Below are 26,328 nucleotides of genomic sequence, written 5' to 3' on the forward strand. Positions count from 1 at the left end.
GATTATAATGATACTCCAATTAAAAAGGGCTTTATTGGCGATGCTTATCGTACTGCTTACCGTAGTTACGGGATGCGACAATTCTAAAGAGGTGAACCAGGCAATTCAAGCCGGCGAAGCCTACAAAAATGTGGAGTACACCGTTTCATATCATGAGGATATTTTCTCAGAGCAGTCTGTAATTGAACGAAACAAGTTAATTAAGCCGTACCTCACAGAAGAGTATTATGCCAAGGCTGAGCTTAACCGTTACACAACGATGCCCTTTAACATTGTACAAAAGCAACAGTTATCCCTAGAGCCTGAAAATATTGCGTTCGAACCGCTTAATCAACCAACTGAAGATACGTATGACCTACATTATACATTAGACTTTGTATTGCTTGATCAGGATGGAAACGAGGTTAAACGGGTTCCGAGTAAAGGACTGCTCACGATGATGAAAGTGGACGGCAAATGGCTTGTTCAAGCCGATGAACCCGATTGGAAAGTCTCTGCGGAACTTAGTCAATGACTCATACATGCCTATCGTTAGTGTTTCCCAAAACCATCCTCACACGTAATGTTTGATCTAAGAATATCGTTAAGACTTTGTTTCGCATGTTCTAATTTTTGCTGAGCCTCTTCGATTTCAGATATTTTCCCCTGAATGATAACACTTTGTTCGTTTTCGGAGAAACCGTTCTTCGAGATCATGGACTCTATATCCTGAATTGTAAAGCCAACGGCCAAGCATTGCTTAACCACTTCCAAGTGCTGAATGATGCCTGGCGTGTATATCCGATAATTGTTCTGGTCTCTCAGCACATACTCATCGGTAATAATCCCAACCTTCTCATAGTAACGGATCGTTGATATGGGGAGGTTTATTATTTTAGAAACTTCATTAATTTTCACTTGAGTCACCTTCATTTCTTTTGCTTGCTATAAAGTATACTTCATAGTTTAGACTCCTCATAGTGAGATAATTACAAAGTAACCACCTCACTATTATGCGTATAGAGGAGAGAAACCTACATGAATACAACGACTGACCACTTTAGCAAAACAAATGATTTTAATTCGATCGTCCTAGAACGTCGTTCAGTGAAAGAATACGATCCCGAAGTAAAAATTAGCCGCGAAGAAATGACGGAAATCTTGTCGAAGGCTTCCCGCGCTCCATCCGCCATTAACATGCAGCCATGGCGTTTCCTTGTCATCGACAGTGCTGAAGGGAAACAGAAAATGGCACCTCTAGCCTCGTTTAACCAGACGCAGGCACTAACCTCTTCGGCCCTTATTGCCGTATTCTATGATGCCCACAACACCGAATACATGGAAGAAATTTTCAGTAAATCTGTGGAGCTTGGTTATATGCCGCAAGAGATCAAGGAGATGCAGATGGGGCAGGCAAAACCGTATTATGATAGCCTGAGCACATCTGCTCTGCGTGATATCAACCTGATTGACTCTGGACTCATAGCCATGCAGCTCATGCTTATTGCCCGTGCTCACGGTTACGACACCAACCCTATGGCTGGTTATGATAAAGATCAGATCGCCGAAGTCTTCGGCCTAGACAAAGCCAGATTTCAGCCTGTCATGCTGATCTCCATCGGTAAAGCAGCCAAAGCAGGTTATCCTTCCTATCGTCTCCCCGTTGATACGATTACAACTTGGGCTTGAATCAAGATTACTTTTGATTAAAAGGAGCTCTTGATCAAGGCTAGTCTTGATTCATCCTTCTCTTGATTAGACCTACACTCTTCATACCGAGTTACTAATTTACTTTCACTTATAAAGACAAAAAAGACAAAAAAGACAACCTAGCCTCATTGCTCATAGAAGTAATAAATAATTAATCATATGATTAATACAAAACTACTTTTCGTATTTTACCTTTTTTTATAACTTTTAATAATTACATCAATTCATGGAATTCATAATTAAGGGCTGTTCTTAGAAGTAATACTGACTTGGGACAGCCCCTTCTTCTCAAACGAGTAGGAAACTGACCATAAATTAAGTAGCTACCTTTCACACCATAATCCGTACTATTTAATGTAAGCACCTCTACAAGGAAAGAAAATCGCATTCACTGCTGTATCACCCAATAGACGGTCGAAATGCCCTATTTCAAATGCCACTTCCAACTGTTTTGGGAATCGCCTTACGCTTTACTAGACTTGGCTTAACAACGATAAGCACCGTTTCGCTAATAAACCCAGTTCAGATTTTCTCTGTTCAGTATGGATGACATCAGCTAGCCTATGCACTGTCTCTTTCTCTACCTTCGTGAGTATCCATACTTTTGCGCTCCTACTTCCACGCGATCTTTTGAGCTATTCCTTTTGGTAGTATGCTTTCATCACATTGATGCTCTTTTAGATCTGTACTTGAGACAAAGTGATTGTTCCATCCTCTGACCTCTACTGACTTCTAAACACAAGCATTACTTCATCTTTCAAAATTTATTTTCCTATCTAACTTCAGTTAGATCTCCCCGTATAATAGATATATCTTTCCCATCCATCTGGCATATCTATACGAATTGAAACCGAATTAGATTTTGTTTTTATGTAGATGTATTCCACTAATTATTTCTTATATGTGATTTTTGTTCGCAGCTAGGTTTCCCTCTGGCTTCTTTAAATCCCACCTCACGACCGAAAGTCTGCCCTTGTCTAACACTAGATTCTGTCAAGTCTGTAGCGTACTCTCTCTCCTCCAATTATGACCTATGTCCGGCTCATCACAAAAAAGCTCGAATGAGTGAACTCATTCAAGCATTTTTTTATCACTTTTTTTACAACAAATAATTTTTGAGTAACAGACAAATGATAATTATGGTTTATTTATAACGTAACCCAGTCCCAGAGAAAAGTAATATATTCCACCAATTGCAGTTCGATTATGACATTTTTTTAGCATATAGACAATCCTAAGATATAGAATTATTCTAATACATCCACAACAACTTTCTCAAAAGATTCTATTTTTGTATGCTGACTACAAAACAACAGTTCCTTTTCTTTCCTTTTATTCTGCGCTGAATAAGTTATATAGTACTGATAATTAGGAACACTTGAGTAAAGATCAATAAGTTGTTTTTGATAATCATATGTTGTAATCCAGTAATAATCATTTAAATTTATGATAGCATCTCTAAGTAAAATATGATCCTCATGTTCAAACGAATTAGTGTATAGATTTTTACCTTGAACATAGTAAGGTGGATCAAAAAATATAAACGAATTTTTAGGATTTAAATTCCTTATTATTTCTCTAGTCATAACTTTCGCATCGAGATTATAAAGAATTATTTGAGATTTTTTCCTTCCTATTTTTTCTATCTTTTCAATTAGTGATTTTTTATTGAATCTACAATCAATTTTATATTTACCATTCTGTTTTAAACCGCCTATTACACCACCTGATATAATACCGCTTCTGTTGGTTCTATTAAGATAAAATGTAGCGAAACCATTAGCTAATGAATGTGGATCATTCTTATATTTTTCAAGTATTTGCTTCTGAGCATGCCAACTTTCGATAGTGACAGGGGTCTCAAGTATTTTTTCAATGAATTCATCATTCATGTTCAAAATTGAATACCAAAAAGCATGAATAGATGGATCAATATCATTGATAATAATACGTTTAACTACATCATTTAATATCAAGTTAATAGAGATTCCGGAACCTCCAGAGAATGGTTCAATATACGTTAGATCTACTAAGCCATTTATCGATATTAAATTCTTTACAAATTTTGTTAATTGAGATTTTCCTCCAGGATACCTTAATGGGCTATCAGTTATTGGCATATTCAACACTCTCAAACAATTTTTTTTTATTCTTCCATACAGATGCTGGGATACTGTAAGCAACTCTTGTTTTCTTGAACATAGAAAACAAATTATTATAAAAGAACTGAACTTCAGTCTGATTTCTTTTATCCTTTAGCCACTCTATAAAAACAACAGAAAAAAAGGAATCATATTTACGATATAACTCTTTATTTTTTTCCCTTCTTTTGCCCTTTTTTGAAGGTAACTTTTCTAAATAAACTGAAATAGCTTCTATTTCTGCTCTTATTTCTTTAGCTTTATCATATGAATAACCATCACGAACATGTGGCTTTTTATTGCTCCAGAACTCAGCATAATCTTCACTCTCAATAAGAATATTTAAATAATCAAATATCAGTTGTTCAGGATTTGTTTTACCAGGCAAAGTAATAATATTAGATTCTAGTTGATTTTTAGCATCCCCATCTAGAACACAAATTGCTTTAATAATATTATTAGTAAGTATTTCATCACGGAAAATACTTTGTAAATTACTAGATCCAACATTAGAATCGACAAAATGGAATACTTCCCTTACCTTAAGAATTTGAGGATCCCAATCTCCGAGAACCATAAAAATATCATTAAGAAGTTTTCTAGCTTCGGCGTCTTCCGTAAATATAGGTATCTTATTGCTTTCCCTTAATTCAGAAGATGTAACTTGTTCTAGGTACATTCTTATAGTAAACATATCTATTTCTTCACATACACTAACTTTGTTTTGTTCATTTAAAAGGTAAAGAACATTAGCTTTTTTGTTTATTCCGTGTTCAATAAGTGAAAAACTATGTGTTGTGAACACAATCTGGATCGAATAATCTTCTGAATATGTTTTTAATAGATTGTATAACTTCAATTGGTATGATGGATGTAGAGTTGCATCTATTTCGTCTATCAACAATAAACTACTAATATGATGGTTTTCATCTACTCCAACCTCCTTCTGTAATTCATCATAATAATATTTAAGCGATACTAACGCCGTAATGATAATGTATAAATTATCCTCTCCGGCTGAAATAGTATTTGAATCAATACCATCTATGCTAGTTTTAAACTCAGCCCTTTTTTTCATACCAATATTACTGTAGGATTCATGAGTTACATCTATATTCGTAAAAGACGAGTAGATTTGGTTAATTGTGTTAATGTATTCTAATGGTAATGAACTTTTTATTTGGCTAATATAACTATCTTTTAATTCCCTTTTTAATATGTTTTTTATTTTAGTTAATGTCTGATTATCTAGTTCTAAACTTTTGCTTAATTTTTCACTTATTTTTTCCAAGTGAAGTTCTTGATACTCCCCATATGATAATAAACGGGATAAACCTAAATATATTACTGGCATTTCTGGAAGAGATTCGTTTTTTCCACGAGCATAGTTTGGTTTTATTGAATATCTTGAATTTTTTGGAGAATTGTGTTTTCTGAATTCCAACTTACTATTATCAAAATATGTAACTTCTAAAATTGAACCTTTTTTCCCGTTAGTAGGGTCATTAAATTGTTTATCTCCTCGACTCAATGTTTCTATTTTTGGATTCATAATACTATTAATACTATTAATAGTATTAATACAATTTTTTAAGTTCCCAGAAGTGTTAGAAGCATTTCTTTGCTTATACGAGTTGGAAAGCAAGTATAAGATTGAACTCTTACAAGTTCCATTAGTTCCAGAGACCAAATTCAAATTAGGACTTAATTCTAAAGAAATATCAATTAGTTTTCGATAACTTTTTATATCTAATTTTCTACTCATATCTTCTCCTCTAATACGCTTTTTGTAGCGTTATTTCAATGAATACTAAATCAGGATTTCTGAAAGTTTAGCCTTCCACGAGGTAAATCCAGCTTTAAAGACAACACTCATTTTCACTGAATCTCTACATCCTACTATATAAAGGCTAGCTCCAAATATTGATTTTAAAATAGAATCGCATTTAAGTTACTATAACAATAACTTCTTAAAAATTCAATTTAATTAACGATAAATAAACACAGAAAAGTTGAGCAGATCTCAGGGAATTTATCCTAGTTCTGCTCAACATAAATTTGATTATACTCTCCTCAGATTTTACGTCTACGAATTACTCAACCGTTACACTCTTCGCCAAGTTACGTGGTTTATCCACATCGTGTCCCAGTGCAAGAGATGCGTAGTATGCAAGCAATTGCAGAGCTACAACGGACAGAGCTGGGCTCAGCAATGGCAACGTCTTAGGAATAGCAAACGCTTGATCCACGGATTTCAGCAAGCTTGCTACATGCTCTTCATACGTAATTGCCAGTACATCTGCGCCACGCGCTTTAACTTCCTTGATGTTGCTCACTGTTTTCTCAAGCACGTTCTCCTGTGTTGCCAGGGCAATAACAGGGATTCCGTCCTCGATCAATGCGAGCGTACCATGCTTCAACTCACCCGCAGCATAAGCTTCGGAGTGGATGTAGGAGATCTCTTTCAGCTTCAACGAACCTTCTTGTGCTACAGCGTAGTCCAGACCACGGCCGATGAAGAAGAGATGTTGATGTTTCGAGATTTGCTCTGCATATCCTTTGATTGCATCAGCTTGCTCCAACATGGATTCTACTTGCTCAGGCAGAGCTTGCATTGCAGCAAGCATGTGCTCGATTTCTTCTGCAGTTTGTGTACCACGTACTTGTGCCAGATACAGACCAAGCAGGTTGAACGCGATCAGTTGTGATGTGTATGCTTTTGTGGAAGCAACCGCGATTTCCGGTCCTGCCAATGTTGCAATAACATCATTGGCATCACGAGCGATGGAGCTGCCCACAACGTTTGTTACGGCCAACACGTGTGCACCATTGGACTGTGCTTCACGAAGTGCAGCCAGTGTATCCGCAGTTTCACCAGATTGGCTCACAACGATGACCAGTGTATCTTTGTTCACGATTGGTGAACGATAACGGTACTCGGAAGCAACATCTGTTTCTACCGGAATGCGTACCAGTTGTTCAATGATTGTACGTCCAACCAGACCTGCGTGGTATGCAGTACCACAAGCAATGATCTGAATGTTACGGATATTTTTAATTTGCTCTTCCGTCATGCTCAGCTCAGGAAGTTGAACTTTTTTGCCGTCTGTGTCAATGCGACCCAGCATTGTATCACGGTATGCTTTTGGTTGCTCATGAATTTCTTTCAGCATGAAGTGCTCGAATCCGCCTTTTTCTGCGGTTACAGCATCCCAATCGACACGAATCATTTCCCGAGAAATAAAGTTACCTTCAATCGTCATCAATTCGACAGCATCATGTGTCAGAACAGCCATTTCACCATCATTCAGAATGTACACGTCACGTGTATGTTCCAGAATTGCCGGGATATCGGAACCAATGAAGTTCTCGCCTTCACCAATACCAATAATCAATGGACTAGCTTGACGTACAGCTACGAGTTTCTCAGGCTCATGCTCTGTCAAAACACCCAGTGCGAATGCGCCACGCAACAACGTGATCACCTTTTGCACTGTTTTAACGATATCACCATTGTATTCACGTGCAATAAGGTGAGAGATAACTTCAGTATCTGTCTCAGAAGTGAACGTTTGGCCTTGAGCCATCAATTCGTCCTTCAGCTCCAAGTAGTTCTCAATAATACCGTTATGCACAACAGAGAACTTCTGACTTACATCCGTGTGTGGATGGGAGTTCTCATCCGATGGTTTACCATGAGTCGCCCAACGTGTGTGTCCGATTCCGGCATTACCTACCAGTGGTGCACCATCCAGCTTAGCCTCAAGATTTGCAAGACGTCCAAGCGCTTTGGTGATTTGCAGACCTTCAGGTGTAAATACAGCAATACCCGCAGAGTCATAACCACGATACTCGAGCTTCTTCAGACCTTCGACCAATACCGATTGAGTGTTCTTATTACCAATATATCCAACAATACCGCACATAATTTAAGTTCCTCCGATTGTATATGAATACTGTGTCACGAAGAAAGACGCCTCGGCGCGGCATAGCGGAAAAATGAATGATTGCCTAACGGTTCATGAATACTCGCTACTTATTCAATTATCAATGATCAGAGCAGCCTCTTGCCGCTCCGCTGTCATCATAAGCTGTTATGAATGTTATAACTGCAATCATGAATGTACATCATTTTCCCGTGCGCGCACCCATAGTGCTCTTCGTGCACATTCATTTGTATTTTTATTTATATCCTGCACCCACCGACGCGTTGTGTGGACAGTCACCCATCCATTTTCCGCAAAATCCGGTTCACGGCTCTGATGCATCACCGGGAGGTCCCCGCCGAACAATCCGAACACCTCCACCTCGTCAGCTTGATTGCCGTTGATCCTGTTCATCCATACTCTATGTTCAAATAGATATGGTGACACAAGATACTTCCCGCGCAACTTCAAGCTCTGGCGCTTGTGTAACTGATACCTTACGATCCTCACTTTCTGTGTCTGAATGACGACTCCACTCATTATATGCAGGTCAGGTTCATTTTGCAATGGAGCAAAGTACCTGTAACAATTTCAGCATATTTACCCACATGCCAGACCAGTTAAACAGACCGATGGTCTCACCGGTCTAGGATGTGAGTTTATGAATGTAATACTCTATTATATCACAATATGGGCGATACTTCGGGACTATACGCTTAGATCCATATATTGATCAAAATACTCCCAGTAATCGTATATCCGCTGTGTGACTTATACTAATTCTTTTTGTACTACATCAGCAATTTGCGCTACAAATTGCTCCAGCTCTACCTTATCCGGTCCTTCCGCCATGACACGAATCAATGACTCGGTACCTGAGGCACGAACAAGTACGCGGCCGTTATCGCCAAGTTGCTTCTCAACAACGGCAATAGCTTCGCCGATTGCAGTATTTCCTTCATATTTGCTCTTATCCTGAACACGCACATTGACCAACACCTGTGGGTACTGAGTCATAAGTGATTTCAGTTCGCTAAGCTTTTTGCCAGATGCCTTAAGTGTGTCCACGAGTTGAATCGCAGTCAGCATGCCGTCACCTGTTGTGTTGTAATCCAGGAAAATAACGTGACCAGACTGCTCTCCGCCCAGATTGTACCCACCGCGGCGCATCTCCTCCATTACATAACGGTCACCTACTGCTGTCTTAGCTGTTTTGAGTGCCAGTTTCTCTGTGGCTTTGTAGAATCCGATATTACTCATTACCGTGGATACAACAGTACTATCCTTCAGCTTGCCGGCACGGTTCATCGCATCCCCACAGATACACAGGATGAAGTCCCCATCCACTTCTGCACCTGTCTCATCAATCGCAATCAGTCGATCCGCATCACCGTCAAAAGCAAGACCAAGATCTGCCTTATGTTTGAGCACCTCTTGTTTCAAATGCTCTGGATGTGTAGAGCCACATTGCTCATTAATGTTCAGGCCATTAGGCTCAGCACCAATCGCAATGACTTCGGCACCTAGTTCGCTGAACAATTTTGGCGCCAGCTCATAGGCAGCTCCGTTCGCACAGTCTAGTACAACTTTGAGTCCTGAGAACGATTCATTAACGGTTTTTTTCAAGAAATCCAAATAACGGAATCGTGATTGCTCATCAACAGTCACTGTACCTAGACCGCCACCTACAGGACGTGGCAATTCGTCTGTCTCAGCATCCATTAGCTCTTCGATCCGGTTCTCCGTCTCATCAGATAGCTTGAAGCCATCTCCGCCAAAGAATTTAATTCCGTTATCCTCAACTGGATTGTGAGAAGCAGAGATCATAACGCCAGCATCTGCCTTCAATACACGTGTAAGATATGCCACACCTGGAGTGGATACAACACCAATTCGAATGACATCCGCTCCAATGGATAACAGACCTGCCACAAGTGCGGATTCAAGCATAAGTCCCGAGATCCGAGTATCCATACCGATTACCACTTTAGGTCTTTCCACGCCACCTGCAAGCACGTAGCCTCCGCATCGTCCAATGCTATATGCAAGTTCTGCTGTTAATTCTTTATTAGCAACCCCTCTTACACCGTCTGTACCAAAATATTTCCCCATGATCTAACTCCTTTTATTCGCATCATATAAGAGCATAAAATGTAATAGAGGTTATTCAAAAAGTCCGCTTTTGATTACGAAGGATGCCTCGGCATCTACCTTTTGAACACGCACTAATATTCAAATTGACGATTCGAATCACTATGGATTCGATCCACTACTGTTTGCGTTACTATTGCTATTCGTATTTCCCCGATTCGGTACGTTGCCTTGTTGATTCTGCTCCTGTGTTTCCGTATTCGATTCGGTTTCTTCCTCCTCAGGAACTGGCTCCGTATTACCGTTCTCCACTTCTGCAGGTGAAGGCTCCGGTCCCACTGTATCTTCGTCCGTAGCATCCTCGCTAGGAGTAACTGTGGTTTCATCCGCATTTTCCGTAATTTTTACCGTGGCACTCAAATTATCGGAAGATTCATCGAGTTCAGCAAATCGTGGCAGATCGGCGGATACCTCAACCTCGTGATTGCCCACCGCTAAACCACGAAGATCTGCGGATAGTTTGATATCATCACTACTCAGACCTTCGAGCATACTTGAAGAACCCTTGAGCGTAATATTCAACCCGCCACTCTTGGGTGTAACCAATTCGCTTTCCAACCCGTTTCCGATCCCTGTGAGGGTGATGGGTACGTTTGGAAAGACTTTGGTCGTCTCTTCTTTTTCATCGTACGGTGCTACAGTTACCTTAAGCTGAATCGAACTAGGCTCGATTTTCTCAAAACCGGGAGGCGGCGTCAAGTCCAGGTTAACTGTCGATTCACCAGTCTGTTCAAACTGAGTGAGATCCAGGGTTAGTTGGTCGTAGGACTGGATACCCGCAAGCGCCTCCTCTGTACCATAAACCGAGACTTCTTTCACGTTAGGTTCTACCTTAGACAGAACCAATCCTTCCGGGAGCTGTCCCGAATATTTGATCCTCAAGGGCACAGTTGTATAGGGCTGATTAACCGGAATCCGCACTTCCACCGTTTCTGGTGAAACCACTGCATTATCGATTACCTTGCCTTCCGCATCATATGCCTGAAGCTTCACTTTTTTCTGAGTGATATCACCTTTCGCATCCTTCACGCTCACACTGCCCTGTACCTTCGCTACAGCCTCCAACTGTCCTTCGGGAGAGTGACCTTAACTGCACCTGAAGGCTCAACCACAGGCGTCCCAGCGCTGTATCCAGCGGCAGGTTCTCCTTCGGGTACAATATTCACATTGAAGGATTTGGTGCCCAGCTTTTCAACATTCACGGTGACCATCGAAGGCTCCATGCTGACAACCTCGACGCCGGATGGCAGATCGGGTACAAGTGGCAAGGTGTTCGAACCATCCTTGACCTCGCTGAGATCTACAAGCACTTTGTAATCATCATTAGTGAATATTGATGTCAGCATAGAACGCTGTCCCTTGATCTCCAAACGAACTTCATCCGTGCTCAAGGACGTAAGTACATACGAATTGCTGTCTAGCCCATAAGGCTGCACAGGTACCGTACGCTCCACAATGCGACTCGTTGAACCTGTTGCAATGGTTGGCGTCGTTGGCACCTCATCGAGATGAATCATGAACCAGAGTAGCAAACTAACCGCTAATGCAAGAATTTTCGCAAAGTTATTGTTATTGAACCATTTATCCATTGTTACGTCCCCCCTTCCGTTTCCAGAAGGTAGTCCAGCCATTCTTTTTGTTCAGATTGGATGTAGGGCGCAGCTCCTCGTACAGTTTGGCAATAAGTGATTCTTCCTTGATGTCACGCACCACTTGTCCATTCATCGCCAGCGACACTTGGCCAGTCTCCTCAGAGACAACTAAACATATCGCATCTGCAACCTCGGTAATACCGATCGCTGCACGGTGACGAGTGCCTAGTTCTTTGCTGATAAACGGATTCTCGGATAAAGGCAAATAACAGGCTGCCGCGGAGATCTGTTTACCCTGAATAATAACCGCACCATCATGTAATGGTGTATTCGGAATGAAAATATTAATCATCAGCTCCGAGCTGACGAGAGATTGCATCTGTATACCTGATTCGGTGTAGTCATTGAGACCGGTTTCCCGTTCAAATACAACGAGTGCACCGATTTTACGTCGTGACAAATAATTCACAGACTTAATAATTTCACCAATTAACACAGTTAATTCTTCATCACTCGCTGCCGCTGATCGTCCAAACAGCTTACCTCGACCCAATTGCTCCAGACCACGACGAAGCTCGGGCTGGAAGATAATAAACACCGCAACAACACCAAACGTAAACATCTGGTTCATCAGCCATTTGAGTGTATACAAGTTTAGCCACGTGCTTAGAGCCCAGATCAGCACAAGGAACAGAATCCCTTTAAGAAGCTGAACCGCACGCGTACCCCGTACAAGCAGAATCAGTTTGTACATAATATAGGTAACAATCAATATATCGATAACGTCCTTAATGGACTCTTTCCACGTTAAGTCAGCAAAATAATTCATAAGCCAGCCCCCGCTATCCCCATTGATGAGTAAACCCTGATCTCATATTAACCCATTAGGATTTTAAGTAATCCTTTATCTCTGCACTTTGCAATATTCCGCCCGTTCGCTTCAAGTATTGAAGTGAATAGTAAGAAGTGTCCTAATTCCACCAGCGTACAGGTATATGCTACCTTAAGATCTAGATCTGGCTAATGGAGAGAAGTTCTTAGGACTTATGCAAGTGCTTATCTATATGTAGTAGTATGTTCTCTTTAGTATCTAGGTTATAACGTTCACGTTCAGGTTGCAAGTTACGGGGTCACAAACTTTACATAAACCATGCAAATTCAACGAATACAGTTCATCCATATAAAAAAAGAGTACCCCATGCAATCTTGAGGTACCCTGCTTGGTATTGACCATTGAAGAATTCACCCTGTATTAGCGGTAAGCTACTTCGTTCACCATATTGGTTATTTTGTACCAGAACCAATCTAGCGCCTGATCGATACTTTTTACCTGACCAGAAATATGCGCTGTTGATGCCTGAAACAATTGTCCGTCGATAATCGTCAAATTGCCGTCTACGTCACCGTATACCTGGGCGGTTCCATTCTCTATAGTAAGATCGCCCGCAATTGACTTGCCTGCCGGAACAATAACCGTATTTCCTTCGATGACGATCTGATCCAGATTATTGCCTTTAACGACCATTTCGTTATTCTGATCCCAGAAACTCCAAGCACTAAAGAGCATCACGACCAAAAAGAAGGCTGCCGCCGTCAGCGCGGGATGTCCTTTGACCCATTTGAGCCAAAACTGCTGTTTCTTGGGCTGGGGCAGAGCGTTCATAATTCGATTGGTCAGCTCATCCGAGGCAGACGGTGAATAATGTTTCATGGCAAAAAGGAGCATTTCCGTCTGTTCTAACTCTTTAAAGCGCATGCGACACTCCGGACACGTCACAAGATGACCTTTCAGTTCAATCTTCTGTGCCGGGGACAACGACTCATCCAAACATTCATGCATTAAAGAGACGGCCGAGTTGCAATCCATATGAGAGCCAATCCTTTCTTCAATCACTTAGTCCTTGCATCTGTAAAAAGCATACATAAGACTTGCATACATTACATACGCATCCGTTTCGGATATGTTTCAAATAATTTCGCCCAAAATTTTAATTGAGCAATTACAGCTTATATTCTAATTTTTTCCTCAAAAAATCACGACCACGGTGCACACGTGTTTTGATCGTTGTTACGGGCATGCCCGTGACATCACTGATTTCCTGTAACGACAAGTCCTGTAAATATCTTAAAATCATCACTGATTTATATTTGGCAGGTAAACTGTCAATGGCCTCACGAATGAGTGTTTGCGTTTCTGACAGAAGCGCTTCGCTCTCAGGAGTACGATCATCACTTGGGAGCATCGCATAACCGTCAGATCCTTCCTGATCATTCAGCTCCGCATCCAAAGAGTAAGAAGGCTTCTTCCTACGTAACCGGTCGATACACAAGTTCGTCGCGATCCGGTAGATCCAGGTGGAAAACTTCTGATTCGGATCATATTTCTCCATATTTCGAAACACACGCAAAAACGTCTCCTGCACAACGTCTTCAGCCTCATGACGGTTGTTCAGCATCCGGTATGCCAAATGAAACAGTTTGTCCTTATATAATTCAACGATCTCTGCAAAGGCTCGCTGATCACCCTTAAGTACCAGCTTAAGTAGCCTGTTCTCTAAATTGTCCACCTCTAATTCCCCCAGACATGCTGATGGGTCTTCCGCCTTCTGATACCCGTCCACACTTGTGATTCACCAATCAAATCGTAAATCAACTTTGGTCAAAAATCAAGACTGTGCCACAAAATATCCGCCAAAAACAGTAAAAACGGGAACTCCAGTTGGAGTCCCGTCTTATCTCTCGCTGAAACTGATGAGAGAATCGTTTATTTTACTGTACAAACATCCGGCGCTCAAAACGAATAGCTCATTCCGAATATTCTTCTAACTTGCTATATCAGCCTGTGTTCCGGAGACCTGCAGCAATACCATTAATGGTAAGCAACACTTCGCGAAGCAACTCTGTGTCATCTTCGCCACGTTCACGCATATCTCTCAGTTCACTCAGAAGCTGTACTTGCATATAGGACAATGGATCCACATATGGGTTACGCAGTCTAATCGATTCCTGAATAACGGGTACGTCATTCAGAATCTCAGTTTCACCCGTAATCTTCAGGATAAGCTCTTTCGTAAGCTTAAATTCCGCTTCAATCTGGCCATAGATACGATCCCGTGCTTCTTTGTTAGACGTCATCGCAGAGTATTCCTTGGCAATGACAAGATCCGCTTTGGCAACGGCCATTTGAACCGTATCGATCAATGTACGGAAGAATGGGAAGTTTGCATACATTTCTTTCAGAACAGCGAGGTTTTCCTCTTTATCCTGATAGAAGCTTTGTAATCCCGTTCCTGCCGCATACCATGCTGGGAGCAAATAACGACTTTGAGTCCAAGCGAATACCCAAGGGATTGCTCGAAGATCCTCAAATTTATCGCTATTTTTCCGTTTGGATGGACGTGAACCAATGTTAAGCTCACCCACCTCAGGCAGCGGTGTTGATTCCTTGAAGAAATTGAAGAAATCTGGATCACGGAAAATGAGATCTTGATATTTCGTGAGTGATACCTCAGAGATCTCTCTAATGATGTCATCCCACTGTTGCTCAGATACTGACTCTTGTGGCTCCAAACCGTTGAGTGCAGCCGTAAGCAACGCTGAGGTCGCCTGCTCTAAACTGCGGTAAGCGATCCCTTGGAGAGAGTAGCGTGATGAGATAACCTCACCCTGCTCCGTAATTTTAATGCCGCCTCCAATAGTGTGTGGTGGCTGTGCCAGGATACTACGGTTGAGTGGCATACCTCCACGCCCCAGAGCACCGCCACGTCCATGGAAGAATTTCAGTTTGACGCCGTGTTCGTTACCCACTGCCGTAATCGCGTTCATTGCAACACGCAATTCCCAGTTCGCAGTCACTACTCCGCCATCCTTATTACTATCTGAGTACCCAAGCATAATCTCATGCAACTCATTTCGGGCACTTACGCTTGCGCGATATACCGGAAGGTTGAACAACTTCTGCATGATCTCAGAAGCAGCATGAAGGTCATCGATCGTTTCAAACAAAGGAACTGCTTGAAGCGTAGATTCGATCTCTCCATTTTGTCCTTTACGGAACAAGCCTACTTCCTTAGCAAATACCATTACCTCGAGAAGATCACTTGCACCTTGGGTCATACTAATCAGGTAACTTGTGATACAGGTTGAACCGTACTCGTTCTGAGCTCGTTTAATTGTACGGAAGACATCCAGACATTCCTTCGTTCCCTCACTGTATTGGTGATAAGGAGAAGTCAGTGGTCGTGGATCTTCGAGCAATCGAGCAAGCAAATCGATTTTGCCATCCTCTGTGAGGCGAGCATAATCTTCTACAATGTTCATTTTAGCCAGAATTTCTGACATTGCATTTTCATGCTCTTTACTATGTTGACGTACATCAAGTGCAGCTGTGTGGAAGCCAAACAATTCGACTTGACGGATCATTTTGCGAATGGTTGTGTCTGCCACGTAATCTGCGAAGTGATGACGTAGGCTGCGATCAATAATCATCAGATCATCAATCAAGTCCTGAGCGCCACTATAGCGGTCTGGCTGACCTACTTTATTTTCATCAAGCACATTGTTTAATTTAGCGATCATATAGGCAAGTTTGATGCGATAAGGCTCTTTCTCGTTGCGCCAAATATCCACTTTCTTCAATGTGACACAGTTACGATCCTGCTCGATCGACTGCACCAGCTCATCGGAAACATGAATAATATTGGTGCTGAAGCTGAGATGTCCCATCAATTCAATCATAATCCGCTGATACTCACGCAATGCGAGCTTGCGCTGCATCAGAAGCGTTTGCCATGTTACCTCTGAAGTTACCGAAGGATTTCCGTCCCGGTCTCCACCAATCCAGGAACCGAAGCGCAAATACGTCGGCACATGCCAGTCATGGTCAGGGTAAAATTTGTTCAGGCAGCGTTCAAGCTCCTGATATACGTCCGGAAGTACGTGGAACAACGTTTCATGAAAGTAATACATCCCGTTCCGTACTTCATCCAGTACAGTCGGTTTACGGTCACGGAGTTCGTCTGTTTGCCAGAGGGTAATAACCTCATTCAACAACTTCTCACGCAACTGCTCACGTTCACGCAACGTTAGCGTAGGATTATCAAGAAGCATGACATCTTCTGATATCCGTTTATGGATGTCCAGAATCACTCGGCGCATTGCCTCAGTTGGATGAGCAGTCATAACCAGTTCCAGTGACAATTCATCTAGAATCTCTTCTACTTCCTTATGAGACAACCCACGTTCTTTCAGATCCTGTACGGCTTTCTCAATGGATCCTGGCTGTACAGTATCTCCCGCAGAGCGTTCATAATCCCTTTTACGCCGGATCCGATGGTTTTGTTCAGCAATGTTAACTAATTGAAAATAAATTGCAAAAGCTCGAATAACCTGGTGGCGATTTTCCGAGTCTAATTCCTGGATCATCGTTTTGAACTCTGTATACAGTTCAGGCAAAAATTCTGCACGTAACGACTTGCTCGTTTCCCGAATCTTCTCAACGATATCGAGAAGCTCTGTGCCCCCTTGGTGGACTAGAACTTCTCCGAGTATGTTACCCAGGAACCGCACGTCTCTCCGAAGCAGATTGTTCGATTGGCTTTTGCTGGCGGTTACCATAGTTTCAGTCATGCTTATCCTCCCATCTGATCGTTCGCATTCGTACACGAAAATTTGACACCTTCATAACATCATACAATAAAATGGTACGAAAATCTTTATTTTTCTACTAGTAAAAATGGGGATTAACCCCGATTTTGATCATAAAAACGCGCTTTATTATGCATTTCCTTGTTCTGCTTCATTTAATGGACAATAGCTACTGCATGATACCTTTTTCACGTACTTTCCTCATCATCCAAAACTTATACCTATACTTAAAAATTCATAAATATACAGCCTAGATGGTTGAGTGTTGGTACGGAATAAAAAGTATCGATACACTTACTATTGTTTGTATAAGCAAGATACTGCACAAAGAAACATGACCGGCAAAGCAAGCTTTTGTATACTTTATCACAGTGACGCAATAAATTCTAGATTTTTTTTAACTTTCCTCTCTGTGTTATATCTTGATATCACCTACAGACATCTATTCGAAGGAGCTGCTTCGAATAATTATTTGCGCCCAAACCATGCTCTATCTTAACTTATCCAAATCCCCATTAAAAAATTGGTTTTTATTAACGTATGAAATTACTACATAATGAAGGGCTTCCTTTGGGGATATTAAACACGCAGCACATCACTGAAGGGAGGATACATTATCATGAAAAAAGTTTGCACAATCGTTGCTTCTGTTGCATTGGCGGTATCACTTGCGGGATCCGCTTCTGCTCATACCACAACAAATAATATGAACCACACGGAGAAGCAAATTACGGAGTACGAGAATAGCAACTACAGAAACAACAATTACACGAATCCCAATGCTTACAACGTACGCAATGGGGATTACCGTACCAACAGTATTCGTACGAATGCTGCAACAACAGACCGTGACAGAGGAATGGACTGGGGTTGGCTAGGTCTCCTTGGACTTCTAGGGTTGGCAGGTATGCGCAAAAGAGCAACAGACCACGATCACCGTTAAAATACGTGGCTCAATACAGTGTTAGCGCTATACACGTTCTAGGACATTCATCTTAATGAGCGAATGCTCAAAAGTGTTACGACTGCTGCATCCACTTTAACGAGATGAATGAGACAGAAGCCCTTCTCCTATGAGAGGGCTTCTGTCTGTTATAGCTAATTCATAATGCCATATTGAAGTACTTAAGATGCTAAAAAGGAGGCCATTAGGTAGACCCGGGTTAAACATAAGGTAACTCCTAATAAAACAAATGTACTGAAAACAAAAAAACCCTGCAAATGCAGGACTTTTCATCAAAATATAAGCGGGTGATGGGAATCGAACCCACGCTATTAGCTTGGAAGGCTAAAGTTCTACCATTGAACTACACCCGCATACGATAAAATCGGGATGACACGATTTGAACATGCGACCCCCTGGTCCCAAACCAGGTGCTCTACCAAGCTGAGCTACATCCCGATATAAAAAAAATAATGGCGCGCCCTGAGAGATTCGAACTCCCGGCCTTTTGATTCGTAGTCAAACGCTCTATCCAGCTGAGCTAAGGGCGCAAATATGGAGCGGAAGACGGGAATCGAACCCGCGACCCTCGCCTTGGCAAGGCGATGCTCTACCGCTGAGCCACTTCCGCAAATAAAGGATGCGCGTGGAGGGACTTGAACCCCACGTCAAAGACGCTAGATCCTAAGTCTAGTGCGTCTGCCAATTCCGCCACACGCGCATATAATGGTGAGTCATGAAGGGCTCGAACCTTCGACACCCTGATTAAAAGTCAGGTGCTCTACCAACTGAGCTAATGACTCAAAATAAAATGGCTGGGGATATAGGATTTGAACCTATGCATGACGGAGTCAAAGTCCGTTGCCTTACCGCTTGGCTAATCCCCAATAATTAAATGGTGGAGGCTGAGGGGATCGAACCCCCGACCCTCTGCTTGTAAGGCAGATGCTCTCCCAGCTGAGCTAAGCCTCCATCTATATGACCCGTAGGGGATTCGAACCCCTGTTACCTCCGTGAAAGGGAGGTGTCTTAACCCTTGACCAACGGGCCTCACTTACCAAAGCTCTCAACCGGGATCGAACCGGTGACCTCATCCTTACCATGGATGCACTCTACCTACTGAGCTATGAGAGCAAATGGCTCCCCGAACAGGGCTCGAACCTGTGACAACTCGATTAACAGTCGAGTGCTCTACCAACTGAGCTATCAGGGAATGTTATGCATTTGCATGAGCAAATGCAATTCATCGTACAAATCCACATGCAGAGCCTGTTTCTATGTATGATGAAAGAGTTCGCTTGGCGGCGTCCTACTCTCCCAGGACCCTGCGGTCCAAGTACCATCGGCGCTAGAGGGCTTAACGGTCGTGTTCGGGATGGGTACGTGTGGAACCCCTCCGCCATCGCCACCAAACGCGTAGCTTACATCTCAGAGTGTTGTTCTCTGAAAACTAGATTCGAAACGAAAGTCTGCGATTAGAACGTGCTAATTGGATAAGCCCTCGACCGATTAGTACTGGTCAGCTCCATGCATTACTGCACTTCCACCCCAGCCTATCTACCTCGTCGTCTTCAAGGGGTCTTACATACTGGGAAATCTCATCTTGAGGGGGGCTTCACGCTTAGATGCTTTCAGCGCTTATCCCGTCCGTACATAGCTACCCAGCGGTGCTCCTGGCGGAACAACTGGTACACCAGCGGTACGTCCATCCCGGTCCTCTCGTACTAAGGACAGCTCCTCTCAAATTTCCTACGCCCACGACAGATAGGGACCGAACTGTCTCACGACGTTCTGAACCCAGCTCGCGTACCGCTTTAATGGGCGAACAGCCCAACCCTTGGGACCTACTTCAGCCCCAGGATGCGATGAGCCGACATCGAGGTGCCAAACCTCCCCGTCGATGTGGACTCTTGGGGGAGATAAGCCTGTTATCCCCAGGGTAGCTTTTATCCGTTGAGCGATGGCCCTTCCATGCGGTACCACCGGATCACTAAGCCCGACTTTCGTCCCTGCTCGACTTGTAGGTCTCGCAGTCAAGCTCCCTTATGCCTTTGCACTCTTCGAATGATTTCCAACCATTCTGAGGGAACCTTTGGGCGCCTCCGTTACTCTTTAGGAGGCGACCGCCCCAGTCAAACTGCCCACCTGACACTGTCCCCGCACCGGATTACGGTACCAGGTTAGAACCTAGATACGATCAGGGTGGTATCCCAACGGTGCCTCCACCGAAGCTGGCGCTCCGGCTTCAAAGGCTCCCACCTATCCTGTACAGATCGTACCCAAATTCAATATCAAGCTGCAGTAAAGCTCCATGGGGTCTTTCCGTCTTGTCGCGGGTAACCTGCATCTTCACAGGTATTAAAATTTCACCGGATCTCTCGTTGAGACAGCGCCCAAGTCGTTACGCCATTCGTGCGGGTCAGAATTTACCTGACAAGGAATTTCGCTACCTTAGGACCGTTATAGTTACGGCCGCCGTTTACTGGGGCTTCGGTTCACAGCTTCGGATTGCTCCTAACCGCTCCCCTTAACCTTCCAGCACCGGGCAGGCGTCAGCCCGTATACTTCGCCTTACGGCTTCGCACAGACCTGTGTTTTTGCTAAACAGTCGCTTGGGCCTTTTCACTGCGGCCCCTCGTGCTATTCACACTACCGGGGCACCCCTTCTCCCGAAGTTACGGGGTCATTTTGCCGAGTTCCTTAACGAGAGTTCTTCCGCGCGCCTTAGAATTCTCTTCTCGCCTACCTGTGTCGGTTTGCGGTACGGGCACCATCACCTGGCTAGAGACTTTTCTTGGCAGTGTGAGATCATGACCTTCGCTACTGTAATTTTCACTCCCCATCACAGCCCAGCCTTACGATGTGCGGATTTGCCTACACATCAGCCTCACTGCTTGGACAGGCATCCATCAGCCTGCGTCACTACCCTACTGCGTCCTCCCATTGCTCATAACGGCTTACGGTGGTACAGGAATTTCGACCTGTTGTCCTTCGACTACGCCTTTCGGCCTCGCCTTAGGTCCCGACTTACCCTGAGTGGACGAGCCTTCCTCAGGAACCCTTAGGCTTTCGGCGGATCAGATTCTCACTGATCTTTTCGTTACTCATACCGGCATTCTCACTTGTATAATGTCCAGCGCTCCTTACGGTACACCTTCAACCCTTATACAACGCTCCCCTACCCCTGATGCAAGCATCAAGCCATAGCTTCGGTGGTGTGTTTAGCCCCGTTACATTTTCGGCGCAGAGTCACTCGACCAGTGAGCTATTACGCACTCTTTAAATGGTGGCTGCTTCTAAGCCAACATCCTGGTTGTCTGTGCAACTCCACATCCTTTCCCACTTAACACACACTTGGGGACCTTAGCTGATGGTCTGGGCTGTTTCCCTTTTGACAATGGATCTTAGCACTCACTGTCTGACTCCCGGAAGTAAGTCTATGGCATTCGGAGTTTGACTGAGCTTGGTAACCCTTGCGGGCCCCGCACCCAATCAGTGCTCTACCTCCACGACTCTGTTTTCCGAGGCTAGCCCTAAAGCTATTTCGGGGAGAACCAGCTATCTCCGAGTTCGATTGGAATTTCTCCGCTACCCCACCTCATCCCCGCACTTTTCAACGTGCGTGGGTTCGGGCCTCCAGTGCGTGTTACCGCACCTTCACCCTGGACAGGGGTAGATCACCCGGTTTCGGGTCTACGTCCACGTACTACATCGCCCTATTCAGACTCGCTTTCGCTGCGGCTCCGGCTCTTCACCTTAACCTTGCACGGGAACGTAACTCGCCGGTTCATTCTACAAAAGGCACGCCATCACCCCTAAAACGGGCTCTGACTTTTTGTAAGCACACGGTTTCAGGTTCTATTTCACTCCCCTTCCGGGGTGCTTTTCACCTTTCCCTCACGGTACTGCTTCACTATCGGTCGCTAGGAAGTATTTAGCCTTGGCAGATGGTCCTGCCGGATTCATACGGGGTTTCACGTGCCCCGCACTACTCGGGATCCGTCTCGGAGGGAACAGACTTTCAATTACAGGGCTTTTACCTTCTTTGGCGGGCCTTTCCAGACCTCTTCGTTTAACCGGTTCCTTTGTAACTCCATGTGAGACGTCCCACAACCCCAAAGAGCAAGCTCCTTGGTTTGGGCTGTTCCGCGTTCGCTCGCCGCTACTGACGGAATCACTATTGTTTTCTCTTCCTCAAGGTACTTAGATGTTTCAGTTCCCCTGGTATGCCTCACACTAACCTATGTATTCAGTTAGGTGTAACTGGAAATTACCCCAGCTGGGTTTCCCCATTCGGACACCCCGGATCAAAGCTTGCTTACAGCTCCCCGAGGCAGTTTCGTTGTTCGCCACGTCCTTCATCGGCTCCTAGCGCCTAGGCATCCTCCGTGTGCTCTTAGTAGCTTAACCATTCGCTCGTGTTCGAGCTGTCGCTCCGCTTGATTTGGACTACGTCCAAATCCAAAAGTCGCTCCATTTCGATCACTCGCTCCAGCAATCTACCGTTTTTATTGAAACTTGTTTACACAAGTTCAGCTAAAAAGGAATGTTCTAATTCGCATTTACTTTCGTTTCGATATCTAGTTTTCAAAGAACAAGCTTATAAAATCTTGTTGGTGGAGCCAAGCGGGATCGAACCGCTGACCTCCTGCTTGCAAGGCAGGCGCTCTCCCAGCTGAGCTATGGCCCCATATTAAATTTAAGGTGTAAATGGTGGGCCCTGGTGGACTCGAACCACCGGCCTCACCCTTATCAGAGGTGCGCTCTAACCAACTGAGCTAAGGGCCCACATTATATTTACTTTGGAACCCATAATGGGTTACGCTTGGCGGCGTTCTACTCTCCCAGGACCCTGCGGTCCAAGTACCATTGACGCTGAAGGGCTTAACGGTCGTGTTCGGGATGGGAACGTGTGGAACCCCTTCGCTATCGCCACCAAACGTTTGAGAGTTTGAACTCTCAAAACTGAGCAACGAGTGAGTAACTAGCCGACCTGACTAGATTTGATATTTGAATGTTTCCGCTACGGGAAACGATTCTCCATAGAAAGGAGGTGATCCAGCCGCACCTTCCGATACGGCTACCTTGTTACGACTTCACCCCAATCATCTATCCCACCTTCGGCGGCTGGCTCCTTGCGGTTACCCCACCGACTTCGGGTGTTATAAACTCTCGTGGTGTGACGGGCGGTGTGTACAAGACCCGGGAACGTATTCACCGCGGCATGCTGATCCGCGATTACTAGCAATTCCGACTTCATGCAGGCGAGTTGCAGCCTGCAATCCGAACTGAGACCGGCTTTGTTGGGATTGGCTCCACCTCGCGGTTTCGCAGCCCGTTGTACCGGCCATTGTAGTACGTGTGTAGCCCAGGTCATAAGGGGCATGATGATTTGACGTCATCCCCACCTTCCTCCGGTTTGTCACCGGCAGTCTATCTAGAGTGCCCACCCGAAGTGCTGGCAACTAAATATAAGGGTTGCGCTCGTTGCGGGACTTAACCCAACATCTCACGACACGAGCTGACGACAACCATGCACCACCTGTCTTGAATGTCCCGAAGGAAAGGTACATCTCTGCACCGGTCATTCAGATGTCAAGACCTGGTAAGGTTCTTCGCGTTGCTTCGAATTAAACCACATACTCCACTGCTTGTGCGGGTCCCCGTCAATTCCTTTGAGTTTCAGTCTTGCGACCGTACTCCCCAGGCGGAATGCTTAATGTGTTAACTTCGGCACCAAGGGTATCGAAACCCCTAACACCTAGCATTCATCGTTTACGGCGTGGACTACCAGGGTATCTAATCCTGTTTGCTCCCCACGCTTTCGCGCCTCAGCGTCAGTTACAGCCCAGAGAGTCGCCTTCGCCACTGGTGTTCCTCCACATATCTACGCATTTCACCGCTACACGTGGAATTCCACTCTCCTCTTCTGCACTCAAGTCACCCAGTTTCCAGTGCGATCCGGGGTTGAGCCCCGGGATTAAACACCAGACTTAAATGACCGCCTGCGCGCGCTTTACGCCCAATAATTCCGGACAACGCTTGCCCCCTACGTATTACCGCGGCTGCTGGCACGTAGTTAGCCGGGCTTTCTTCTCAGGTACCGTCACCTCAGGAGCAGTTACTCTCCTAAGCGTTCTTCCCTGGCAACAGAGCTTTACGATCCGAAAACCTTCATCACTCACGCGGCATTGCTCCGTCAGGCTTTCGCCCATTGCGGAAGATTCCCTACTGCTGCCTCCCGTAGGAGTCTGGGCCGTGTCTCAGTCCCAGTGTGGCCGATCACCCTCTCAGGTCGGCTACGCATCGTCGCCTTGGTGAGCCGTTACCTCACCAACTAGCTAATGCGCCGCAGGCCCATCCTCAAGTGACAGATTGCTCCGTCTTTCCAGTTTCCTTCAGGCGAAGAAAACAAGTATTCGGTATTAGCTACCGTTTCCGGTAGTTGTCCCAAGCTTGAGGGCAGGTTGCCTACGTGTTACTCACCCGTCCGCCGCTAACCATCAGAGAAGCAAGCTTCTCTTCAAGTCCGCTCGACTTGCATGTATTAGGCATGCCGCCAGCGTTCGTCCTGAGCCAGGATCAAACTCTCCAATAAAGTATTGAAAAGAGCGATTAGCTCATTTTGAATCTGACGAGATTAAAAATCTCATTTGTGCTTCGAAATCATCCAGCCCGAAGACATGTACTGATTTCTTAGCGTCGATCTTGCAAGCAAGATCGTTACTCACTCGTTGTTCAGTTTTCAAAGATCAAACTTGAATTTTGTTACTCATTTTTGTGTCAACCACATTTTCAGCGGCGACTTTTATAATGTATCATACCACCGTTTTTTTTGCAAGTACTTTTTTTTTACAGCTTTTCAAAATTTTCATTTCAGCACTTGTTTCGGTGAACTTGTCCTAAAAAAGGAACGAAAATTAATTTACCATATATATCAGAAACGGTCAACCCTTTTTCGACATTTTATTCATTGGTCTTCCTCATCATGATGTAGAGGTACAGCGTTAGCTATGCATGCCGCACCCCTTTTATCCTAATAACCATTGATTGACTATGAGCATAACCTTCATGGCTTTGACTTTTTTAATTTCCCGCCCCTCGCATATTTAGATAACTCTTTTGGCGGAGCAAAACGTGCATACATCCGAAATACCGTTTTGTAGCGACTCGCAATAGCGTATTTGATTTCTTGGTCAAGACGGTTATCACTTAGGTCGAATAACATTTCATCAAGCTCTTTGCGAAGTACATAGTCTAGCTCCTTGCACTCCTTATCGTTAAACAGCATACCCAGCATTAGAGTTCTCCTTTTTCTGCATATGGATAATACGCGCTCGTGTGTAGTTGTCTGATGTTATGCCTATCTAGCAAACAGACCTTTATCGAATCGCGTAAGGTTAGCAGTACAACCCCAATTAAGTTAACATGGAGGTTGTACCTGAACCCGTTTTATTGTTATGGTCAACTTTCTGAAAAATTATGAATGTCATTCCATACAAATTTATCCTCGCACGATGCTGTAGGTAATCGTGCTCTCAATGATCGCTGCAACGAGCAACAAAATAATGACCCAACAAGATGCTGTTAATGTCCTACGCAGAAACACTTCCCACTGCTTACCGAGCAAGTGTCTTTTCGATCTACCAAGCTGCATGAGACTTTTGGTAGCTAGTCCCCCGAACTTTAGGCCGAATGCACAAGCAATAATGATCACTGGTATTTCGATAATCCCATGCGGGAGCAATCCTTTAATAACGATATCATAGAAACTTGCTCCATAATTCATCGTGGTGTGCACAAGGAACCCAATAACCATTCCGTTGATCAGTAGAAAAATAATTGGCAGAATGCCAAAGAATATGCCGGCATAGATCACAAGTACACTTTTGATTGCATTGTTGAAGAAAATGAACAGGAAGAAGTTTAACTGCACATTCCCTCCTTGCTCCAAACGCTCACTCACTTCTCTTAATCCCCCAATTTGATTCAAAAGTAATTCTTCTAGTGGCCCAGTACTCACCCACCCCACACTTATTCCAATCACAAATAGTGCAACTGACCAGATTAACGCATTCCGGATGGATCCCAGATCTTTTAGAAAAGTACTAAATTTAAGCATAACGACCTCCTAAGTAAATAAGTTAATGGACAAACAAACATTAGATACGAATAACTAAGCAGTACGAGCATACATTGGGAAGTAAACAAGCATTTCTTATGGGAGAGGGGCGCTTATT

17 protein-coding genes, 13 tRNA genes and 4 rRNA genes are annotated in these 26,328 nt (G+C 44.0%); 3 read left to right on the forward strand and 31 right to left on the reverse strand.

The features are described 5' to 3' along the window. The first annotated feature begins 7 nt into the window (after positions 1 to 7). Positions 8 to 514: a hypothetical protein gene (locus DMB88_RS26050; RefSeq protein ID WP_128103649.1), complete on the forward strand. Its 507-nt coding sequence runs from the start codon at positions 8 to 10 to the stop codon at positions 512 to 514. A 17-nt stretch (positions 515 to 531) separates the two neighbouring features. On the opposite strand, the gene DMB88_RS26055 is transcribed toward DMB88_RS26050, so the two are convergent. After that, positions 532 to 912, reverse strand: a complete 381-nt coding sequence (locus DMB88_RS26055; RefSeq protein ID WP_128103650.1) for a helix-turn-helix domain-containing protein — start codon at positions 910 to 912, stop codon at positions 532 to 534. 105 nt (positions 913 to 1,017) lie between these two features. On the opposite strand from DMB88_RS26055, the gene DMB88_RS26060 reads away from it, so the two are divergent. After that, a complete protein-coding gene (locus DMB88_RS26060; RefSeq protein ID WP_128103651.1) occupies positions 1,018 to 1,668 on the forward strand; it encodes a nitroreductase family protein in 651 nt (216 codons plus the stop codon). Positions 1,669 to 2,936: 1,268 nt separating this feature from the next. Here DMB88_RS26060 and DMB88_RS26065 read toward each other — a convergent pair. The 11 genes from DMB88_RS26065 to ppc form a co-directional block, all read right to left on the reverse strand. Further along, the gene (locus DMB88_RS26065) at positions 2,937 to 3,809 is read right to left on the reverse strand and encodes a DNA adenine methylase (RefSeq protein ID WP_128103652.1); all 873 of its coding nucleotides are present in this window, start codon (positions 3,807 to 3,809) and stop codon (positions 2,937 to 2,939) included. Next, positions 3,796 to 5,595: an AAA family ATPase gene (locus tag DMB88_RS26070; RefSeq protein ID WP_128103653.1), complete on the reverse strand. Its 1,800-nt coding sequence runs from the start codon at positions 5,593 to 5,595 to the stop codon at positions 3,796 to 3,798. Before DMB88_RS26070 ends, DMB88_RS26065 begins: the two co-directional genes overlap by 14 nt. Positions 5,596 to 5,923: 328 nt before the next feature. Continuing rightward, positions 5,924 to 7,756: a glutamine--fructose-6-phosphate transaminase (isomerizing) gene (gene glmS, locus DMB88_RS26075; protein WP_128103654.1), complete on the reverse strand. Its 1,833-nt coding sequence runs from the start codon at positions 7,754 to 7,756 to the stop codon at positions 5,924 to 5,926. A 189-nt stretch (positions 7,757 to 7,945) separates the two neighbouring features. Beyond that, complete coding sequence (locus tag DMB88_RS26080) at positions 7,946 to 8,203, reverse strand: hypothetical protein (protein ID WP_128103655.1); 258 nt, start codon at positions 8,201 to 8,203, stop codon at positions 7,946 to 7,948. A 324-nt stretch (positions 8,204 to 8,527) separates the two neighbouring features. Further along, entirely contained in the window at positions 8,528 to 9,868 is a 1,341-nt protein-coding gene (glmM, locus tag DMB88_RS26085; protein WP_128103656.1) for a phosphoglucosamine mutase, read from the reverse strand. Positions 9,869 to 10,009: 141 nt separating this feature from the next. Further along, the gene (locus DMB88_RS26090) at positions 10,010 to 10,936 is read right to left on the reverse strand and encodes a CdaR family protein (RefSeq protein ID WP_164848794.1); all 927 of its coding nucleotides are present in this window, start codon (positions 10,934 to 10,936) and stop codon (positions 10,010 to 10,012) included. A gap of 23 nt (positions 10,937 to 10,959) precedes the next feature. Beyond that, positions 10,960 to 11,496, reverse strand: coding sequence for a CdaR family protein (locus tag DMB88_RS26095; protein WP_164848795.1), 537 nt, complete (start codon positions 11,494 to 11,496; stop codon positions 10,960 to 10,962). Further along, a complete protein-coding gene (gene cdaA, locus DMB88_RS26100) occupies positions 11,489 to 12,328 on the reverse strand; it encodes a diadenylate cyclase CdaA (protein WP_128103659.1) in 840 nt (279 codons plus the stop codon). The genes DMB88_RS26095 and cdaA overlap by 8 nt, the downstream gene beginning before the upstream one ends. A 423-nt stretch (positions 12,329 to 12,751) precedes the next feature. Continuing rightward, positions 12,752 to 13,366, reverse strand: coding sequence for a zf-HC2 domain-containing protein (locus tag DMB88_RS26105; protein ID WP_128103660.1), 615 nt, complete (start codon positions 13,364 to 13,366; stop codon positions 12,752 to 12,754). Positions 13,367 to 13,499: 133 nt separating this feature from the next. After that, positions 13,500 to 14,066: an RNA polymerase sigma factor SigW gene (sigW, locus tag DMB88_RS26110; protein WP_056693475.1), complete on the reverse strand. Its 567-nt coding sequence runs from the start codon at positions 14,064 to 14,066 to the stop codon at positions 13,500 to 13,502. Positions 14,067 to 14,334: 268 nt separating this feature from the next. After that, the gene (ppc, locus tag DMB88_RS26115; protein WP_128103661.1) at positions 14,335 to 17,127 is read right to left on the reverse strand and encodes a phosphoenolpyruvate carboxylase; all 2,793 of its coding nucleotides are present in this window, start codon (positions 17,125 to 17,127) and stop codon (positions 14,335 to 14,337) included. A gap of 637 nt (positions 17,128 to 17,764) precedes the next feature. On the opposite strand from ppc, the gene DMB88_RS26120 reads away from it, so the two are divergent. Beyond that, positions 17,765 to 18,088 (forward strand): WGxxGxxG family protein, encoded by a 324-nt coding sequence (locus tag DMB88_RS26120; protein WP_128103662.1) that lies wholly within the window; start codon positions 17,765 to 17,767, stop codon positions 18,086 to 18,088. A gap of 303 nt (positions 18,089 to 18,391) precedes the next feature. Here DMB88_RS26120 and DMB88_RS26125 read toward each other — a convergent pair. The 19 genes from DMB88_RS26125 to DMB88_RS26215 all read right to left on the reverse strand — a co-directional run bounded on the left by DMB88_RS26125 (position 18,392) and on the right by DMB88_RS26215 (position 26,210). Then, positions 18,392 to 18,462 (reverse strand) — tRNA-Gly (locus DMB88_RS26125). 11 nt (positions 18,463 to 18,473) lie between these two features. Continuing rightward, positions 18,474 to 18,547: transfer RNA gene (locus DMB88_RS26130), tRNA-Pro, on the reverse strand. 15 nt (positions 18,548 to 18,562) lie between these two features. Next, positions 18,563 to 18,639, reverse strand: a tRNA-Arg gene (locus tag DMB88_RS26135). A gap of 5 nt (positions 18,640 to 18,644) precedes the next feature. Continuing rightward, positions 18,645 to 18,719: transfer RNA gene (locus tag DMB88_RS26140), tRNA-Gly, on the reverse strand. A gap of 10 nt (positions 18,720 to 18,729) precedes the next feature. Beyond that, positions 18,730 to 18,809, reverse strand: a tRNA-Leu gene (locus tag DMB88_RS26145). A gap of 6 nt (positions 18,810 to 18,815) precedes the next feature. Then, positions 18,816 to 18,891, reverse strand: a tRNA-Lys gene (locus tag DMB88_RS26150). Positions 18,892 to 18,900: 9 nt separating this feature from the next. Next, positions 18,901 to 18,975: transfer RNA gene (locus DMB88_RS26155), tRNA-Gln, on the reverse strand. 9 nt (positions 18,976 to 18,984) lie between these two features. Then, a tRNA-Val gene (locus DMB88_RS26160) sits at positions 18,985 to 19,060 on the reverse strand. A 7-nt stretch (positions 19,061 to 19,067) separates the two neighbouring features. Further along, a tRNA-Glu gene (locus DMB88_RS26165) sits at positions 19,068 to 19,138 on the reverse strand. An 11-nt stretch (positions 19,139 to 19,149) separates the two neighbouring features. Further along, positions 19,150 to 19,222: transfer RNA gene (locus DMB88_RS26170), tRNA-Thr, on the reverse strand. 3 nt (positions 19,223 to 19,225) lie between these two features. After that, positions 19,226 to 19,301: transfer RNA gene (locus DMB88_RS26175), tRNA-Asn, on the reverse strand. Between the two features lie 83 nt (positions 19,302 to 19,384). After that, positions 19,385 to 19,501 (reverse strand): 5S ribosomal RNA (gene rrf / locus DMB88_RS26180). Between the two features lie 76 nt (positions 19,502 to 19,577). After that, positions 19,578 to 22,498 (reverse strand): 23S ribosomal RNA (locus tag DMB88_RS26185). A gap of 204 nt (positions 22,499 to 22,702) precedes the next feature. Further along, a tRNA-Ala gene (locus tag DMB88_RS26190) sits at positions 22,703 to 22,778 on the reverse strand. Positions 22,779 to 22,799: 21 nt separating this feature from the next. Beyond that, positions 22,800 to 22,876 (reverse strand) — tRNA-Ile (locus DMB88_RS26195). A 35-nt stretch (positions 22,877 to 22,911) separates the two neighbouring features. Next, a 5S ribosomal RNA gene (gene rrf, locus DMB88_RS26200) occupies positions 22,912 to 23,028 on the reverse strand. Between the two features lie 106 nt (positions 23,029 to 23,134). Further along, positions 23,135 to 24,686, reverse strand: a 16S ribosomal RNA gene (locus DMB88_RS26205). Together the 16S, 23S and 5S rRNA genes with 13 tRNA genes alongside form the textbook arrangement of a ribosomal RNA operon. Positions 24,687 to 25,157: 471 nt before the next feature. Then, entirely contained in the window at positions 25,158 to 25,388 is a 231-nt protein-coding gene (locus tag DMB88_RS26210) for a hypothetical protein (RefSeq protein WP_056697767.1), read from the reverse strand. 204 nt (positions 25,389 to 25,592) lie between these two features. Continuing rightward, on the reverse strand, positions 25,593 to 26,210 hold the full coding sequence (locus tag DMB88_RS26215; protein WP_128103663.1) for a stage II sporulation protein M: 618 nt from the start codon (positions 26,208 to 26,210) through the stop codon (positions 25,593 to 25,595). Between the last annotated feature and the right edge of the window lie 118 nt (positions 26,211 to 26,328).

This window comes from Paenibacillus sp. DCT19, assembly GCF_003268635.1.
In the GTDB taxonomy this organism is placed as follows: Bacteria; Bacillota; Bacilli; order Paenibacillales; family Paenibacillaceae; genus Paenibacillus.